This window comes from Janthinobacterium sp. Bl 1, assembly GCF_058215535.1.
In genome coordinates this window covers 4,848,569-4,865,929 of sequence record NZ_CM177086.1, presented here as the reverse complement: position 1 = coordinate 4,865,929, position 17,361 = coordinate 4,848,569, and the positions used below count along the sequence as shown (strand labels likewise).

The window sequence follows — 17,361 nt, the reverse complement described above, 5'->3', positions numbered from 1 at the left end:
GAATTGACAGTAAAACGTGCAGATGGTCATGAAAATGACCTGATGCACTGCAACATAGCGAGGATGGCCCGGCGCAATGCCGGGTCCGCAGCGATGCCCTCGGCATCGAGACCTGATCCCAGCAGGGGCAAGCTGACGCAGGCGTCGTCGATCAGGCGTGCCGACATGGTGAGCACCGTTTCGCGCAGGGCTGCCTGCGCATGCGTGGCGCGCGGCGAGGCGTTCAGCAGCACCAGTGGCTTGTCTATGAACGATTCATTTCCCACCATCCAGTCCAGCGCGTTTTTCATGGGGCCGCTCACGCCGTGTGCGTACTCGGGGCTGGCCAGCATCAGCACGTCGGCCCCCAGGATGGCGTCGCGCAGTCCGGTCACGGCCGGCAGGCTGTCCGCATCGAGGTCGGGATTGAACAGCGGTAATTGCCCGAGTCCCGAATAGATGCGGATGTCGAATGGCGGTGGTGCAAGCCCGGCGATGGCGCGCAGCAGGGCGGTGTTCAGCGAGGCAGCGCGCAGGCTGCCGGCGATGGCGAGAATGGTAATGGGCGTGTGCATCCCGCCTGTATAGCCCATCCTGTGCTCAAGCGCAAGGCGAGCAGGATGGCGCTATCGATGTTGCAACAGCCGGTGAGCGACTGGGGACTGCGGCAATACTGCGGCAATATTAACGGCTCAGACCGCTCATCCAGCTTGGCTGCGGATTGGCACGTGCCAGTTCGCGCATGCGGTATTCCAGGTCGTAGCGGTCCGTCGATTCGGCCAGGTAGGCTTCTTCGTAAGCGCGTTCGCGGCGGTCGCTGCTTTGGTTCAGCCAGGCGCCGACACGTTTGGCGGCGTGGACCAGGGTGGCGACGATATTGCTGTTTTGCGTGGTGTGGTAAGTAAATGCGGTAGACATGGCAGACTCCTTATGTGGCGTGCCGCGTTGTGCTGCACTGCAATATAAGTATAGCGATTCCAAGTTATAAGGCTACTTTTGATTTCAAATGTCGGCTATTCATTTTTAGAATAACAGGCGGGAAAGCTGCGCAATACGGGGCTTTAAGGCATAATGCGGGCGCAGTATCGTAGTTTTACTACAAGACTGTTTTGTCCTGAATGTTGTTTTCTGACGCAGCCCGCAGGCGTGCCGCGCCCACAAGACATCATTTTGGCGAGAAACGGTCGGCCGTGCGCCTGCCGCGCGCAAGTAGCGCCATGCCTGCCCCTGTTTTGCTGATGGCAGTCATGGCCCACGCTGATATCTGCGTGGCGCTTGCGTGTCCTGGTGCTGCCCGGATGGAAACGCTTCCATGCCAGGCAAGATCAACTTGGAATTGAAAAATGGAGAAGGTATGGAATACGTAAAGCAAGGCCAGGGCGTACCGTCCGCACAGGCCGGCACGCAAAACAATACAGGCGCCCTGATTATAGTCACGGTGCTGTTTTTCATGTGGGGACTGCTGACATCGCTCAATGATGTGCTGATTCCCCATCTGCGCTCGATCTACACCCTGACGTATGTGCAGGCGATGCTGGTGCAGTTCTGCTTCTTTGGCGCCTACGCCATCGTTTCGCTGCCGGCCGGCATGCTGATCAAGAAGATCGGCTACCAGCGCGGCGTCGTCGCCGGCCTGCTGATCGCGGCCGCCGGCTGCGCCATGTTCTACCCGGCGTCGACCGGCAGCTACGCGCTGTTCCTGCTGTCCTTCTTCATCCTGGCGGCCGGCATCACCGTGCTGCAGGTGGCGGCCAACCCGTACGTGACGGAGCTGGGCGATCCGCAGACGGCGTCGAGCCGTTTGACCTTGACGCAAGCGTTCAACGCGCTGGGCACCACCGTGGCGCCTGCGCTGGGCGGCATGCTGATCTTGTCGGGCACCGTGCTGACGGTGCAGCAGTTCGACCTGCTGCCGGCGGCCGAGCAACTGGCTTACCGCGCCAAGGAAGCGGCCTCCGTGCAAGGCCCGTACCTGGTGCTGGCCGCTACCCTGGTGATCCTGGCCGTGCTGTTTGCGCTGGCAAAATTGCCGAAGATTTCGCATGCCGACGATGCCGCCGCCCTGGCGCACGATGGCCACAAGGTCTCGATCTGGTCGCACCGCCACCTGGTGCTGGGCGCGCTGGCCATCTTCCTGTACGTGGGCGGTGAAGTCAGCATCGGCAGCTTCCTGATCAACTTCCTGGGCGAGAGCCATATCGCGGGCCTCAGCCACGCCGACGCCGCCTATTTCGTCAGCTATTACTGGGGTGGCGCCATGCTGGGCCGCTTCGTCGGCTTTGCCGTGATGCGCTATGTCAGCCCGGGCAAGACGCTGGCCTTCAATGCCGCCGTCGTCATCGCGCTGATCCTCGTCGCCGTGTTCTCCAGCGGTCACACGGCCATGTGGGCCTTGATCGCCGTCGGCCTGTTCAACTCCATCATGTTCCCGACCATCTTCAGCATGGCCTTGAACAAGCTGGGTGCGCAAACGGGACAAGGTTCGGGCATCCTCTGCATGGCTATCGTCGGCGGCGCCATCGTGCCGTTCATCCAGGGCTTCCTGGCCGACCACATCAACCTGCAACTGTCCTTCCTCGTGCCGGCCCTGTGCTACACCTTCATTCTGTACTTCGGCTGGAAGTACGCCAGCATGTACAACGACAGCGCCAAGTAAGCAAGGTGGCGTGATCAAGCAAAAGGGTGGCCTCGGCCACCCTTTTTTACGTCAGTGCGCGAACTGCGTACCCAGCACGTCCTGGCATACCTCGAGCCAGGCGCGCGCCGCGTGCGACAGATAGCGCCCGCTCCAGATATGTGCCACCTGCCACGCCACCTCCGGCTCGACGATGCGCACGGCCTCCAGAGGTTCGCCGGCCAGGCGGTGGATGAACGGCTCGGGCAGCAGGGCCACGCCCAGGCCCGCCGAGGCCATCGCCACCAGCCAGTCCCACTGGCCGCTCTGCGCGGCAATGCGCGGTTCGAAGCCCGCTTGCGCGAAATGCTGGCGCAGGCTGCGCGTGAGGGCGAAATCATCCTTTAACAGCACCAGCGGCAATTCGGCCAGCGCCTTGAAGGGCAGGGTCGTGCGGTTTTTCTGGAACGTGCCCGGCTCGGCCAGAGCCCAGATCGGGTAGTTGGCCACTTCCACGGCCACGAGATCGAGTTCCGGATCTGCCGGCAGCACCGTCATGCCGATTTCCAGTTCGCCGGCCGCCACCTGGCGCTCGATCTGCTGGCCCGTGTCTTCCTGCAGCGTCAGGCTGATGTGCGGGTGGCGCGCGCGGAAGGCTTTTAACACAGGTGTGAACAGCACATTGATCATGGGCGGGATGCCCACCGTCAGGCTGCCGCGCTGCAAGGCTTGGGTGTCGCGCACTTCCAGGGTCAGCTGGCGCATGTTCGCCAGCATTTCCTGGCCGTGCTGGTAGACGATGCGGCCCGTGTCCGTCAGGGTCAGCTTGCGCCCGTCGCGCACCAGCAGCTGCGCGCCCACTTCATCTTCCAGCTGGCGCACCATTTTGCTGATGGTGGACTGGGTCAGGTGCAGCGATTCGGCCGCCTGCGTAAAGCTCGACAGACGCACGGTTTCGACGAAATAGCGCAGGGAACGGATATCCACGAGGGTGCTCGGCGTTGGCAAGGCATGAAAATATCGACTGGATGTGACGAAATTAATTCATGCCATGCATGTGACCGCGATTTTATACTGATTCCACTTATGGGGCTGGTGTATGACAGCCATCCAGTTTGAGAATATGAAGAAGATCAGGAGCATCAGATGTACGAGGACCGTATCCGCCACCCAGGCTTGCTCGGCAAAATCATGAGCGCCGATGAGGCAGCCAAATTGTTCCACAACGGCATGCGTGTCGGCATGAGCGGTTTTACCCGTGCCGGCGACGCCAAGGCCCTGCCGCGTGCGCTGGCCGAGCGCGCCCTGCAAGACCCCTTGAGCCTGACCCTGATCACGGGCGCCTCGCTGGGCAATGGCAGCGATGGCCTGATGGCCGAGGCGGGCGTGCTGGCGCGCCGCATGCCGTTCCAGGTCGACCCTGTCTTGCGCGGCAAGATCAACAACGGCGAAGTCATGTTCATCGACCAGCATCTGTCGGAAACGGCCGAGCAGCTGCGTTCGGGCAACCTGGCCGCCGTCGATATCGCCGTCATCGAAGCAACAGCCATCACGGCGGCCGGCGCCATCATCCCGACCATGTCGGTGGGCAATTCCGCCGCCTTTGCCCAGCAGGCAACGCAGGTGATCATCGAGATCAACCTGTCCACGCCGCTGGCGCTGGAAGGCTTGCACGACATTTATATTCCGCACACCTTGCCGGGGCGCGAGCCGATTCCCCTCACGCGCGTGGACCAGCGCCTGGGCAGCACGGCCATCGCCATCGACCCGGCCCGCATCGCCGCCATCGTCATCACGGACAGCCCCGACAGCCCGTCGAACGCCTTGCCGCCCGACGCGGAAACGCAGGCGATCGCCGGCCATGTGATCGCCTTCCTGCAAGGCGAAGTGACGGCCGGGCGCATGGGGCCGGAATTGCTGCCGCTGCAGGCGGGCATCGGCACCATCGCCAACGCCGTGCTGCACGGCCTGATCGGCTCGCCTTTCCAGAACATGACCATGTATTCGGAAGTGCTGCAGGACAGCGCCATCGAGCTGCTCGATTCGGGCCAGCTGGCGTTTGCCTCGGCTTCGTCGATCACCCTGTCGGCCGCCGTGCATCAAAAGCTGATGGACAATATCGACCATTACCGTTCGAAGATCGTGCTGCGGCCGCAAGAGATCAGCAACCATCCCGAGATCGTGCGCCGCCTGGGCATCATCGCGCTGAACACGGCGCTCGAGTTCGATATCTACGGCAACGTCAATTCCACGCACGTGTGCGGCACGCACATGATGAACGGCATCGGCGGCTCGGGCGACTTCGCGCGCAATGGGCAAGTGTCGATGTTCGTGTCGAAATCGGCGGCCAAGGGTGGGCGCATTTCCAGCGTCGTGCCGATGGTCTCGCATGTGGACCACACGGAACATGACGTCGACGTGCTGGTGACGGAGTGGGGTTTTGCGGACTTGCGTGGCCTGGCGCCGCGTGAACGGGCACCGTTGATCATCGAGCGTTGTACGCATCCCGATTACCGCGCGCAACTGCGTGCCTATTACGATGCGGCATGCCAGCGTGGCGGCCACACGCCGCACATCCTGCAAGAGGCCCTGGCCTGGCATGTGCGCTACCAGGAAACGCAGAGCATGCTGGCAGCGCAGTAATCCTCGTCAGCGCAAAGACAGGGCAGGGCGGTGCGGCACCGCGCTGCCTTTTTACTTTCCTCAGTACATATGCAGCGCCTTGGCGCCCAGGCCCAGCAGGGCAAAGGTGGTGGTGGCCTGTATGCCCATGAACCACAGGAAGTGGGTGTGCATGTGCTTGCGGATGTCGCCCAGTTCCGTGCGCAGGGCGTGGCAGTCGCCGCGCAAGTCGCCGCGAAATTGCGTCAGGTCGGCGCGCAGCAGCTGTGATTCGTCGTGCAATTCCGTGCGTACCTTATCGAGGCCTTCGCCAAGACGCTGTTCCAGGGTCTTGAACCATAGCCGGTCATGTTCCCGGTCCGTTTCCAGTTTTGTCAGGCGCGCTTCCATGCGTACAGCATTGTTCGCGCTTTGCTGTTTGTCAAGCCGGTCCGTGGAATAGGCTTCGTTCATCTCGCACTCCTTCGCGCAAGCCGCGCTGCATCGGCGCAGGCGGCTTCACTCGACTGTCCGCCTTTTCCGTCCGCCTGGTTTGCGCTGGATCAAACGTCAGGAGGGCGGTGCAAAGCGCAGGCGGATGCCTGCCGTGACGACGGCGAGCAAGTCGTCGATATGCGCGTTCATTTCCGGGTGCGGCGTCCATGGGTCGCCCGCATCCATGACGATGCGCAGCGACACGAGGCCGTGCAGCGATTGCCAGAAGATTTGCGTCATCGTGTGCAGCGCCGGCTCGTCCTGGCGCACCTGGCCCGTTTGCGCCAGCTCGCCGAACAGGTGCAGCGCGTAGGCATACGGGTCTTGCTCGATATTGCCGTGTTCCACGTCGACGGCGTCGACTTCAGCGTGCGGGCGCAGCTCCATGAAGATCAGCGAATACTCGTCGGGGTGCTGGAAACCATACTCAATATAGGCGCGGCCTACCAGGCTGATGCGTTCCCATGGGTCGGTGCTGGTGTCGCAGGCCGTGCGCATGGCGCGCACCAGTTCCAGCAAGTCCTTGTCCATGGCCTGGGCGATCAGGGTGGCCTTGTCGCGGAACAGGGCGTACACGACGGTGGTGGAAAAGCCGGCCGCCTCGGCCACCTTGCGGATGGAGACGGCGCGCGCGCCGCCCTTCTTGATGAGGTCTTTGACGACGTCGATGATGTGCTCGCGCCGCGCCTGCGCCTCGCGTAATTTTCTTTCCTGAATATTGGTCAGCTTCTTGTCCACGACTCTTTCCTGGCGACTCTATAAAAGCAGGAATTATAGGGGGGCGACGGGCCGCTAATGTGTCTGGCATTGTTACAATTCAGTTTTTTGTCCGGTGGATGCGACAGTCGACCGATTTTTCGCGCTTCTGCCCCGCGCTTTTCCATCGATGCCCCGGAATGGTGCATAAATCGCCGGGCCAGGCTTTGCGAACGGGGCCAAAGGGCGGAAAATAGCAGGATAGCTTACACTGCGTTTTTTAGCGCAACGGCGCTGGCCCACGAGGCAACGCCGGAACACTTACATTCGGACGGGATCATTACATGACCATTAAAATCAGCCAGAACTTCGACTCGGGCGCCATCGACGTGGTGAGCGCCACCAGCGCCGGCGCCATCGACCTGAATTTGCGCAAGGATAGCCACGCCGACATCCATCAGTGGTTCCACTTCCGCCTGCAGGGCGCGCGGGGTCAGGCATGCACGATGCGCTTCCTGAACGCGGGCCAGGCCACCTATCCGGCCGGCTATGAAGACTACCAGGCCGTGGCCAGCTACGACAGCGAAAACTGGTTCCGCGTGCCGACCACGTTCGATGGCCAGGTCATGACGATCTCGCACACGCCGGAACTCGACAGCGTGTACTACGCCTACTTCGAGCCGTATTCGTGGGAACGCCATCTGCGCCTGCTGGGCGAAGTGGCCGAGCATCCGCTGGCGCGCGTGTCCGACCTGGGCAGCACGGTCGACGGCCGCGACATGAACATGGTTACCATCGGCAATCCGCAGGCGGAAAAGAAAATCTGGGTCATCGCGCGCCAGCACCCGGGCGAATCGATGGCCGAATGGTTCGTCGAAGGCTTGATCGACTCGCTGCTCGACGATGCCAACCCGATCGCGCGCAAACTGCTGCAGCGCGCCGTGTTCCACATCGTGCCGAACATGAATCCGGACGGCTCCATCCGCGGCAACCTGCGCACGAATGCGGCCGGCGCCAACCTGAACCGCGAATGGATGACGCCATCGCTGGAATCGAGCCCGGAAGTGCTGTGCGTGAAAAACAAGATCCACGAAACGGGTGTCGACATGTTCTTCGACATCCACGGCGATGAAGCGCTGCCGTACAACTTTGTGGCCGGCAATGAAATGCTGGAAAACTTCACGCCGGCGCAAGCTGCACACCAGAAGGCCTTCATCGAACGCTACAAGCAGGCCAGCCCCGACTTCCAGGACAAGTTCGGCTACGCGGCCAGCAAGTACAAGTCCGACATGCTGACCCTGGCATCGAAATACATCGGCCACCACTTCGGCTGCCTGGCGCTGACCCTGGAAATGCCGTTCAAGGAAAACGCCGACTTGCCGGACCCAAGCGTGGGCTGGAACGGCGCGCGCAGCGCGGCACTGGGCGCGGCCATGCTGCAGCCTATCCTGCTGTCGCTCGATTGAACGGCGTTGATCATGGGCGTCGAGATCGAGCGTAAATTCCTGCTGGCCGGCGATGCCTGGCGCGGCTTGGGGCAGGCGGTGCTGCTGCGCCAGGGCTATCTGTCGTCCGCGCGCGAGCGCGTGGTGCGCGTGCGCATCGAGGGCGAACAGGCGATGCTGACCATCAAGGGCGCCAACGTGGGCGCCACGCGCGGCGAGTGGGAGTATCCGATTCCGCTGGCCGACGCCGCCGAACTGCTCGACGGCCTGTGCGAACAGCCGCTGATCGAAAAGGTTCGCCACCGCATCGAACACGCGGGCATGGTATGGGAAGTCGACGAGTTCCTCGGCGCCAATGCGGGCCTGCTGGTGGCCGAGATCGAGCTGGCATCTGAAGACCAGCCGTTCGAGAAGCCGGAGTGGATCGGCGCGGAAGTGTCGGGCGATGCGCGCTACTACAACGCGAATCTGATCCGCCACCCGTTTTCACAGTGGTGATGGTGTTGTAAGCATGACTTGCAATGCAAAAAGGCGGAACCGAGGTTCCGCCTTTTTTGTGCGCCAACGCTGCTGTCGGATTACGCCGTGCCGGCTAATCCGACCTACGGCCCATACCGGCAGCGTAGATCGGATTAGCGCGCAGCGCGTAATCCGACAACGCCGTTACAGCATTAATGGAAGTGTTCCGTGCCCTGCGGCGTATCTTCCGGCATCTCCGCATGCGCCAGCTCGCCGACCGGGTCGGCAAACAGGGGGGCGCCGCAATCGTCGCAGTATTCACCGACAAAGCGTTCCGCGTGGCGCTTGATCTGCGTCACGCCGGCGGCGTTCAGGTGCTCGATGATTTCATCGACCGGTGTCTTTTGCTTGTCCAGCGCGGCGATGCCGACCTGGATCAGGCCTTCGATCGGCGTGCCATCCTCGTCTTCCTGGCCGTACAAAGGCCAGACGATGCCATAGATGACGTCCGGCGCCTGGCGCAGGGTGAAGGCGATGCGGTACTCGTCCACCTGGCCGTCGGCCGCTTCCTCGCCGAAGCCGGCGATGACGGCGCGCAGTTCCGACGGTTCGATGGCCAAGGTATGCGTCAGGTAGTGCACGGCGGCGCGCACGGAGACGGGACGTATCAGCTTGTCCGCTTCGCGGCAGGCCACGTAATACGCTTCCGGCAGCAGCAATTCCAGGCCGCAGCCGGGCAGCAGGCGGGCGAACGTCGGCGTCGCCTGCGTGCGCCATTGTTCCAGGGCGGCGCTGCGTTCGGCGATGAAGTCGAGCTGGCTAGCTGGTGTCTGCCAGCGGAACAGCGGTGCGCCGGCAGGGGCCACCACTGCCACCAGCAGGTAGCGCGTATCGGCCAGGAAGGGCGCCGTTTCCGCTTCTTTGCCCGAGGGCTTGACGGCCGTGCCTTTCAGGGCGGCCAGGGCCAGCTTTTGCGTCTTGGCATAGGTCTCGACATGGCTGCGCGGCAACTGGTCGATAGAGTACAGCGTTGGCGCCATGGCCATCTTGGTGCCGTCGGCCAGCAGGTGGGCGGCGAAATGCGCCGACAGCACACCGTGCGCGTCGCCGGCCATGGGGCCGGAGGCGATGGAAAAGCGCGTCCACGCGAGGATGGGCACGGCGACGAGCAGGGCGTCGTAGCGCACGTCTTCATGCGTGATGACGGTCGATTCGCTGACGGCTTCAACGCAGTCCATCAGCACGTCATAGGCGTTCAAGTCATCCTTGAACAGGCTGCCCAGGGTGTTGTCGATGGTGTCCTGGTGACCGGTTTTGAGTAATTTCTGGAGCTGCGTATCCAGGCTGTGTTCCCAGGACCGCTCTTCGAGACGGCTGGCTGCCTGTACGATCGCCTGGGCAAAGGTGACCAGGCGCTGGCTGTCGGCAGTCAGTTTATGGGATGAATCTTTGGAAGGACGACGCATAGCGGGATAAGAGTCTCGGAAAGTGAAAAAAATGGATCAGTCAAACAATGATAAACCCTTATAACCGTATTGTAGAGGATTCAGCCGCACGCAATACGTAAGCTGTCCTTAGATCATGCCAATAGTCGAAATTTCAAGTCGGAACGGGATGCAGGGACGAAAAAAAGCGCCGGTCGGAACCGGCGCTTTGATCTTGCATCACAGCTGGGCTGCTTACTCGGCCAGCAGTTGACGCAGCACGAATGGCAGGATACCGCCATGCTTGTAGTAATCGACTTCGATCGGCGTATCGATGCGCAGCAGGACTTTGACTTCCTGGCTGGAGCCGTCGGCGCGGTGGATCACCAGGGTAGCCAGTTGCTGTGGCTTGATTTCGCCTTCGAGGCCTTTCAGGTCGAAGGTTTCCTTGCCGGTGATGCCCAGGGTTTGCACGCTGTCGTCGCCGATGAATTGCAGCGGCAGCACGCCCATGCCCACCAGGTTCGAGCGGTGAATGCGCTCGAACGAACGGGTGATCACGGCTTTCACGCCCAGCAGTTGCGTACCTTTTGCCGCCCAGTCGCGCGACGAGCCCGTACCGTACTCTTCGCCGCCGAAGACCATGGTTGGCGTGCCTTCAGCAACATATTTCATCGCTGCGTCGTAGATCGACATTTCTTCGCCGGAAGGCTGGTGGATCGTGATGCCGCCTTCGACCGCCGAACCGTCTGCCTTGGCAGGGATCATGCGGTTTTTGATACGCACGTTGGCGAACGTGCCGCGCATCATGATTTCATGGTTGCCGCGACGCGAGCCGTAGGAGTTGAAGTCCGCTTTCAGGACGCCGTTTTCCTTCAGCCATTTGCCTGCAGGACCGTTTTCCTGGATCGAGCCGGCTGGCGAGATGTGGTCGGTGGTGATGGAATCGCCGAACACGCCCAGTGCGCGCGCGCCTTCGATGCCGGTGGCCACTGCCGCTGGCGTCATCGAGAAGTTGTCGAAGAACGGAGGTTCCGCGATGTAGGTCGATTTCGGCCAGTTGTAGACTTGACCGGACACGGTCGTGACTTTTTCCCACAGCTTGCCTGGCGCGCCCTTGACGTCGGCGTAGTTGTCCTTGAACACCTTGGCGTTCATGGCGAACTTCATCATGGCCGAGACTTCAGCCGAGGTCGGCCAGATGTCGCCCAGGTAGACGTCCTTGCCGCCCTTGCCCTTGCCGACAGGTTCCGTCATCAGGTCGCGCGTCATGTTGCCGGCGATGGCGTAAGCGACGACCAGCGGTGGCGAGGCCAGGAAGTTCGAACGGATGTTCGGGTGAATGCGCGCTTCGAAGTTGCGGTTGCCCGACAGGACGGCCGACGCGACGATGTCGTGCGTGGCAATCGCTGCGTTCAGCTCGGGCGTCAGGTCGCCCGCATTGCCGATACAGGTGGTGCAGCCGTAGGCGGTCACGCCGAAGCCCAGTTTTTCCAGGTATGGCAGCAGGCCGGCGGCGGTCAGGTACTCGGTCACGACGCGCGAGCCGGGAGCCAGCGAGGTCTTGATGTGCGGCGCGACTTTCAGGCCGGCTTCCACGGCTTTCTTGGCCAGCAGGCCGGCAGCCAGCATCACGCTCGGGTTCGAGGTGTTGGTGCACGAGGTGATCGCGGCGATCAGCACGTCGCCGTTCGACACTTTCACGCCGTTCGTCGTTTCGTACACGGCAGCCAGGTCGGCCGGGTTCTTGTTGAAGCCGTTTTCCGTGGTTGGCTTGGCGAACAGCTCGGCGAAGTTCGCCTTGACGTTGCCGATTTCGATACGGTCTTGCGGGCGTTTCGGGCCGGCCAGCGACGGAGCGACCGATGCCAGGTCCAGTTCCACCACGCGGGTGTAGTCGATGTCGCCGGCTTTTGGCACGCCGAACAGGTTTTGCGCCTTGAAGTAGCCTTCGAACGCGGCGATTTCAGCCTTGCTGCGGCCGGTGCCCTTGAAGTAGTCGATGGTCGCTTCGTCGACCGGGAAGAAGCCCATGGTCGCGCCGTATTCCGGTGCCATGTTGGCGATCGTCGCGCGGTCCGTCAGGGTCAAGGACTCGGTACCTTCGCCGAAGAATTCGACGAACTTGCCGACGACTTTCTCTTTGCGCAGCAATTCGGTGATGGTCAGTACCAGGTCGGTGGCGGTGCAGCCTTCGCGCAGCGCGCCCGACAGGTTCACGCCGATGACGTCTGGCGTCAGGAAGTAGACCGGTTGGCCCAGCATGCCGGCTTCCGCCTCGATGCCGCCCACGCCCCAGCCGACCACGCCGATGCCGTTGATCATGGTGGTGTGCGAGTCGGTGCCGACCAGGGTGTCCGGGTAGTATACGTCGCCGGCTTTCTTGCCTGCGTGGTGCACGCCGCGCGCCAGGTATTCCAGGTTGACCTGGTGGACGATGCCGAAGCCTGGTGGCACGACGCCGAAGGTGTCGAATGCCTGCATGCCCCATTTCATGAACTGGTAACGCTCGTTGTTACGCGAGAATTCCAGTTTCATGTTCAGGTCCAGCGCTTTCTTTTCGCGGTAGTGATCGATGGTGACCGAGTGGTCGACCACCAGGTCGACCGGTACCAGCGGTTCGATCTTCTTGGCGTTGATGCCCATCTTGGCGGCCACGTTGCGCATTGCTGCCAGGTCGGCCAGCAGCGGTACGCCGGTGAAGTCTTGCAGCACGACGCGCGCCACTACGAACGGGATCTCGTCGGTGCGCTCGGCGGTCGGGCCCCAGCTCGCCAATTGCTTGACGTGTTCTTCGGTGACTTTTTTGCCGTCGCAGTTGCGCAATACCGATTCGAGCACGATACGAATCGACACTGGCAGGCGGGAGACATTGATGCCCAGGCTTTTTTCCAGCGCAGGCAGGGAGTACAGCTTGCCCTTCTTGCTATCCGAAATATTAAAGTCCTTGAGCGTGTTCAGAGTGTTGCGGGACATGACCTCTCCTTGTTGGGTATCGTCTATTTATTGATTATTCAAATTACAAAACATGACTGAGCCCCCGAAGAGGCCCTTGCTACGCACATCAGCCGCCGGTGGCTGGCAAGACGCCCAGCGATGGCGCGGCTTCCACCACTGCCGCCGGCTTGGCTTGCTCCGCATCCTTGCATTCATTGGCCAGCTGGCGGCCCTGCTTGGAATCGAGCAGCATGCCTTTGGCCGGGATGCCGATCCACACGAGGCCGTACAGACGGTTCTCGAAGCGGTTGGCGCCGGTGGTGGTGCCAACGCGGCTCAGGCGGTGCAGGCGCTTCTTCCAGCGCAGGGCGATGTGTTTGTCGTCAGTAGCATTGGTGTAAATGGTAATTTTGTTACCAAGTTCGCAATTGAAATCGGTGGAAGCCGAGCCTGCGGTGTTCGGTTCATCGGCTTCTTCCTTGTCGGCGGCCGACATGGCGAGCGGATGGGCTTCCTTGGCGGCAGCTTTTGCCTTGGTGGCCTTGGCCTTTGGCTTGGCCTTGACAGCCTTGACGGCCTTGGGATTTGCCTCTGCCGTGGCGGCGAAGCTGGCTGGCGCCAGCGTGAGGGTCATGGCGCCCAGCGCGACGCTGCAGGCAATTGCTAATTTGGAGAGGGACATCGTGTAATTCCTGTCAGTTTTCAGTGGTGCTGGAAGAGGGGGTGTTGAGTAATGCGGCGGCCGCCTCGGGCAGGCCGAGGCCCGCCAGTTTGGCGCGTTGCAAAACGGTCCAATAATATCGGTAGCTGGCGCGGTCGTGCAAGCGGCCATTTTGCGCAATCGGTCCCCAGTTGGCGCGCAGCGCTTCGTTGAGGATGTTGCTCGCTTCGTTGACTTCGGACAGGCGCGGCGTAAAGGCCTTGATGATGGGCTTGATCTGGTCCGGGTGGATGCTCCACATGCGCGTGTAGCCGAACTCGGCTGTCGCGCGCTGGGCGTCATTCGCCACCACGGCCGAATCGCGCACGTCCGTCGTCACGTTGTGCGACGCCACCTTGCCGTGCGCATGGCAGGCGGCCGCCACTTCGAGCTTGGCGCGCACCACCAGCGGGTGCGTGAACTGGCCCGGCGTGCGCATGGCGGCGGCGGGAATGGCGCCGTAGTGGGCCGACACGAAATCCATGATGCCGAAGGACAGGCATTCGACCTGGGGCAGGGCGGCGATCGCGTAGGCGTCGCGCAGCGCGCCATGCGTTTCGATCAGGATGTGCACGGGCAGGTTGTCGCGGCCGGCGCGGCGCGCGTGCAGGTTGATCAGGTCGATGGCCAGCATGGCATCCTGCACGCCGGCCACCTTGGGCACGGCGATGTAGGCCAGACGGGACGCGGCGCTGCAGATGATTTCCACGTCGCGCACGAAAAACGGGCTGTCGACGTCGTGCACGCGCACGCCGATGCGGTTGAACTGGTTCTCGCCGCTGGCCAGCAGGCCGGCGATCATCAGCGCGTGGGCTTCTTCGTTGCCGGCGCTGGCGCCGTCTTCGCAGTCGAAGGTGATGTCGAACAGGGGGCCAAGCTCTTGTTGCAAAGCAATCGATTTACGCATCAGCTTTTCAGAGCCGGCGTAGTGGTCGCAAGCGGCGAGCAACAGCGGCTGGCGTTTGCCTTGGAATAAAACCTCGGAAGGGTGCATGCTTAAGGCATTTCTGCAGGTAAAAACTACTTGAGAAAACAGCCGCGCCGCGACATTCGCGGAGCGGCCTTCTTTGGCGGGCGGCGCATTGCCGCGCCGCCAAAACTGGACTTAGGCCAGCAGGTGTTTCACGCCTTCGCGCTCTTCGGTCAGTTCTTTCAGGGTCAGGTTGATGCGCTCTTGCGAGAATGCATCGATTTCCAGACCTTGAACGATGGTGTACTCACCGTTGTCGGTGGTGACCGGGAAGCCGAACACGGTGCCTTCAGGGATGCCATACGAGCCATCCGAAGGAACGCCCATGGTGGTCCATTTACCTGCGGTGCCCAGCATCCAGTCATGGATGTGGTCGATGGCGGCGTTCGCTGCCGACGCTGCCGACGACAGGCCGCGCGCTTCGATGATGGCCGCGCCGCGCTTGCCGACGGTAGGCAGGAACACGTTGGCGTTCCATTCCTGGTCGTTGATCAGGTCTTTGACAGCCTTGCCGTTCACGGTGGCGAAGCGGTAGTCGGCGTACATCGTAGGCGAGTGGTTGCCCCAGACGGTCAGCTTCTCGATGTCTTTCACGGCGGTGCCGGTCTTGGCAGCGACTTGCGACAGCGCGCGGTTGTGGTCCAGGCGCAGCATGGCGGTGAAGTTCTTCGCTGGCAGCGATGGCGCCGATTTCATGGCGATGTAGGCGTTGGTGTTGGCAGGGTTGCCGACCACCAGTACTTTGACATTGCGCGAAGCGACGGCGTCGAGCGCCTTGCCTTGTACCGTGAAGATCTGGGCGTTCGCTTCCAGCAGGTCCTTGCGTTCCATGCCTGGGCCGCGTGGACGCGCGCCAACCAGGACGGCCACGTCGACATCCTTGAATGCGGTCAGCGGATCGGAGTGGGCGGTCATTTCCGTCAGCAGCGGGAAGGCGCAGTCGTCGATTTCCATCATCACGCCCTTGAGCGCCTTCTGGGCTTTTTCGTCCGGGATTTCAAGCAGTTGCAAGATGACAGGCTGGTCTTTGCCGAGCATGTCGCCATTGGCGATGCGGAACAACAGGGCGTAGCCGATCTGGCCGGCGGCGCCGGTCACTGCAACACGCATTGGGGTTTTAGCCATGATGAATCTCCAAAAATGGGAAAGAAAACGGGCTTGAAGCTGGGCTTACGCTTATCCGGAAAAACTATAATGATACCAAAACCGGCCCGCGCCACCGAATTGCTGGTGTACGCTGCCGTCACGCTTGTGCTGCACGAGGCCAGAGTGGCTGGCCGACAACATAAAACGCTGGCTCACAAGTTTTATCGAGGGCAGTTTAGGCCTCTGATCCCTATCTGTCAATCATATCTTATGTCTTATATAAGACAGATAACTACGTCTGTTTTACTGGACGCGGGCAGTGATTTGTGTTGAAATGTCGGACTATGAATTCCGCCTCGTCCAATCTGACCAACAATGCCACTGCTGCAAGCGGGGCGGTCAGTCCGACCGCGGGCACCCCGGCCACGCCTGCCGCCACTGCGGCCAGCACCCCTGTCGCCAGCATTAATACCACTGCCACCGCTGTGTCCGCGCCTGCCGCGACCGCTTCTCCCACCTTCAGTCCCCTGTACCAGCAGATCAAGGCGCTCATCACGCAGAGCCTGCAATCGGGCGAATGGAAGCCGGGCGAACTGATCCCCAGCGAAGTCGAGCTGGCAGGGCGCTTCAAGGTCAGCCAGGGCACGGTACGCAAGGCCATCGATGAACTGGCCGCCGAGAATCTCGTCATGCGCCGCCAGGGCAAGGGCACTTTCGTTTCCACCCACCATGAGGCGCGCGCGCATTTCCGCTTCCTGCGCCTGGTGCCGGACGAAGGCGTGCCGCATTATCCCGAAAGCAAATTTATCGAAGTCAAGCGCGTGCGCGCGCCGGCCGACGTGGCGCGCCTGATGGATCTGAAGTCCGGCGACGCCGTCATCTTCATCAAGCGCGTGCAGTATTTCGACGGCGTGCCGACCATCGTCGAGGAGCTGTGGCTGCCCGGCTTGATCTTCAAGGGCCTGACGGCCGAGCGCCTGGTGGAATACAAGGGGCCCATGTACGGCCTGTTCGAAACGGAATTCGGCACGCGCATGATACGCGCGTCCGAACAGATCCGCGCCGTGTGCGCCGACGCGGGCGCCGCGCAATTGTTAAATATCGACCTCGGCACGCCCTTGCTCAGTTCCGAGCGCGTGTCGTTTACCTACGGCGACAAGCCGGTCGAACTGCGCCGGGGCTTGTACCTGACCAGTCGCCATCATTATCAGAATGAACTCAGCTGAAGCGGCGGGGCGCCTGCGGGCGTCCGAACAAGCAGCAAGGCTGAAGTGCATCGCTTGCAAGATGCCTGCCGCAAGGCGGGCAACGGAGACAACGGAAAGCGCAGCGACAGCATGGCCCGCCCCGGCGGGCCGTGTTTTGCCGGCGATTCTGTAATTAAATTACGTGAACTACGGAAAGTAGCGCGGTATTTTGTAGTAAAAAACCATTTTGGTTATATGTAACAATAGATATTGGTATGGGTTGCGAAAATCGGCGAAAATCGCGGCTTCAATATTTAGTTGAAATTCAAAGGGGAGGTTTTTGTTATGTCTGAAGCCGTAAGAGAAGTACCAAAAAAAGAACGGCCGCAATTCCGTAACATTCATGTTACCGAATTGTCGAACTACCGCATGGCTGTCGGCGCCATCGTCTCGATCCTGCATCGCATCAGCGGTTTCATCATTTTCGCCTTGCTGCCATGTATCCTGTACATGCTGGAACTGAGCCTGCGTTCCGAAATGTCCTACGCCTACTTCCAGGGCATCGCCTCGCACTGGTTCGTCAAGCTGATCACCCTGGGCCTCGTCTGGGCCTTCCTGCACCACTTCTGCGCCGGTATTCGTCACCTGTTCATGGACGTGCACGTTGCCATCGAAAAAGATTCGGCACGCAAGACCGCGTCGTCCGTGCTGGTCGTGAGCCTGGTGTTGACGGCCTTGGTCGCTTTGAAACTGTTTGGAGTATTTTAA

The 17,361-nt window shown here is 61.4% G+C and carries 16 protein-coding genes; 6 read left to right on the top strand and 10 right to left on the bottom strand.

Annotated features, from left to right (window positions below; translation table 11 throughout):
• Positions 1 to 26: 26 nt before the first annotated feature.
• Complete coding sequence (locus AC4BCN_RS21985; RefSeq protein WP_490491765.1) at positions 27 to 554, bottom strand: NADPH-dependent FMN reductase; 528 nt, start codon at positions 552 to 554, stop codon at positions 27 to 29.
• A 109-nt stretch (positions 555 to 663) separates the two neighbouring features.
• Complete coding sequence (locus AC4BCN_RS21980; RefSeq protein WP_080698581.1) at positions 664 to 897, bottom strand: DUF3563 family protein; 234 nt, start codon at positions 895 to 897, stop codon at positions 664 to 666.
• 436 nt (positions 898 to 1,333) lie between these two features.
• Between AC4BCN_RS21980 and fucP the strand changes: the two genes are divergently transcribed.
• The gene (fucP, locus tag AC4BCN_RS21975) at positions 1,334 to 2,635 is read left to right on the top strand and encodes an L-fucose:H+ symporter permease (protein WP_070301562.1); all 1,302 of its coding nucleotides are present in this window, start codon (positions 1,334 to 1,336) and stop codon (positions 2,633 to 2,635) included.
• Positions 2,636 to 2,686: 51 nt separating this feature from the next.
• Here the strand turns inward: fucP and AC4BCN_RS21970 are convergent, their stop codons facing one another.
• Complete coding sequence (locus AC4BCN_RS21970) at positions 2,687 to 3,580, bottom strand: LysR substrate-binding domain-containing protein (protein ID WP_490491764.1); 894 nt, start codon at positions 3,578 to 3,580, stop codon at positions 2,687 to 2,689.
• A 159-nt stretch (positions 3,581 to 3,739) separates the two neighbouring features.
• On the opposite strand from AC4BCN_RS21970, the gene scpC reads away from it, so the two are divergent.
• Positions 3,740 to 5,236 carry a succinyl-CoA:acetate CoA-transferase ScpC gene (gene scpC, locus AC4BCN_RS21965; RefSeq protein ID WP_490491763.1) on the top strand — a complete coding sequence of 499 codons (1,497 nt, stop codon included), beginning with the start codon at positions 3,740 to 3,742 and terminating at the stop codon, positions 5,234 to 5,236.
• A 60-nt stretch (positions 5,237 to 5,296) separates the two neighbouring features.
• On the opposite strand, the gene AC4BCN_RS21960 is transcribed toward scpC, so the two are convergent.
• Positions 5,297 to 5,668 carry a hypothetical protein gene (locus AC4BCN_RS21960; protein WP_436480467.1) on the bottom strand — a complete coding sequence of 124 codons (372 nt, stop codon included), beginning with the start codon at positions 5,666 to 5,668 and terminating at the stop codon, positions 5,297 to 5,299.
• 96 nt (positions 5,669 to 5,764) lie between these two features.
• Positions 5,765 to 6,427 carry a TetR/AcrR family transcriptional regulator gene (locus AC4BCN_RS21955; protein ID WP_456150584.1) on the bottom strand — a complete coding sequence of 221 codons (663 nt, stop codon included), beginning with the start codon at positions 6,425 to 6,427 and terminating at the stop codon, positions 5,765 to 5,767.
• 302 nt (positions 6,428 to 6,729) lie between these two features.
• Here AC4BCN_RS21955 and AC4BCN_RS21950 point away from each other — a divergent pair, with 302 nt between their 5' ends.
• The gene (locus AC4BCN_RS21950; RefSeq protein ID WP_128142384.1) at positions 6,730 to 7,851 is read left to right on the top strand and encodes a M14 family metallopeptidase; all 1,122 of its coding nucleotides are present in this window, start codon (positions 6,730 to 6,732) and stop codon (positions 7,849 to 7,851) included.
• A 12-nt stretch (positions 7,852 to 7,863) separates the two neighbouring features.
• Positions 7,864 to 8,328: a CYTH domain-containing protein gene (locus tag AC4BCN_RS21945; RefSeq protein WP_456150583.1), complete on the top strand. Its 465-nt coding sequence runs from the start codon at positions 7,864 to 7,866 to the stop codon at positions 8,326 to 8,328.
• A 173-nt stretch (positions 8,329 to 8,501) separates the two neighbouring features.
• Here the strand turns inward: AC4BCN_RS21945 and AC4BCN_RS21940 are convergent, their stop codons facing one another.
• The 5 genes from AC4BCN_RS21940 to AC4BCN_RS21920 form a co-directional block, all read right to left on the bottom strand.
• Entirely contained in the window at positions 8,502 to 9,755 is a 1,254-nt protein-coding gene (locus tag AC4BCN_RS21940) for a DUF2863 family protein (RefSeq protein WP_070301542.1), read from the bottom strand.
• A gap of 213 nt (positions 9,756 to 9,968) precedes the next feature.
• On the bottom strand, positions 9,969 to 12,689 hold the full coding sequence (gene acnA, locus AC4BCN_RS21935) for an aconitate hydratase AcnA (protein WP_128142387.1): 2,721 nt from the start codon (positions 12,687 to 12,689) through the stop codon (positions 9,969 to 9,971).
• 88 nt (positions 12,690 to 12,777) lie between these two features.
• Entirely contained in the window at positions 12,778 to 13,332 is a 555-nt protein-coding gene (locus tag AC4BCN_RS21930) for a hypothetical protein (protein WP_490491762.1), read from the bottom strand.
• Positions 13,333 to 13,345: 13 nt separating this feature from the next.
• On the bottom strand, positions 13,346 to 14,344 hold the full coding sequence (locus AC4BCN_RS21925) for an HpcH/HpaI aldolase/citrate lyase family protein (RefSeq protein WP_490491761.1): 999 nt from the start codon (positions 14,342 to 14,344) through the stop codon (positions 13,346 to 13,348).
• A gap of 111 nt (positions 14,345 to 14,455) precedes the next feature.
• Positions 14,456 to 15,445, bottom strand: coding sequence for a malate dehydrogenase (locus AC4BCN_RS21920; RefSeq protein WP_034752084.1), 990 nt, complete (start codon positions 15,443 to 15,445; stop codon positions 14,456 to 14,458).
• A gap of 305 nt (positions 15,446 to 15,750) precedes the next feature.
• Here AC4BCN_RS21920 and AC4BCN_RS21915 point away from each other — a divergent pair, with 305 nt between their 5' ends.
• Together AC4BCN_RS21915 and sdhC are read left to right on the top strand one after the other, a co-directional pair.
• Positions 15,751 to 16,632 carry a GntR family transcriptional regulator gene (locus AC4BCN_RS21915; RefSeq protein WP_081367944.1) on the top strand — a complete coding sequence of 294 codons (882 nt, stop codon included), beginning with the start codon at positions 15,751 to 15,753 and terminating at the stop codon, positions 16,630 to 16,632.
• A gap of 306 nt (positions 16,633 to 16,938) precedes the next feature.
• Positions 16,939 to 17,361 carry a succinate dehydrogenase, cytochrome b556 subunit gene (gene sdhC, locus AC4BCN_RS21910; RefSeq protein WP_034752080.1) on the top strand — a complete coding sequence of 141 codons (423 nt, stop codon included), beginning with the start codon at positions 16,939 to 16,941 and terminating at the stop codon, positions 17,359 to 17,361.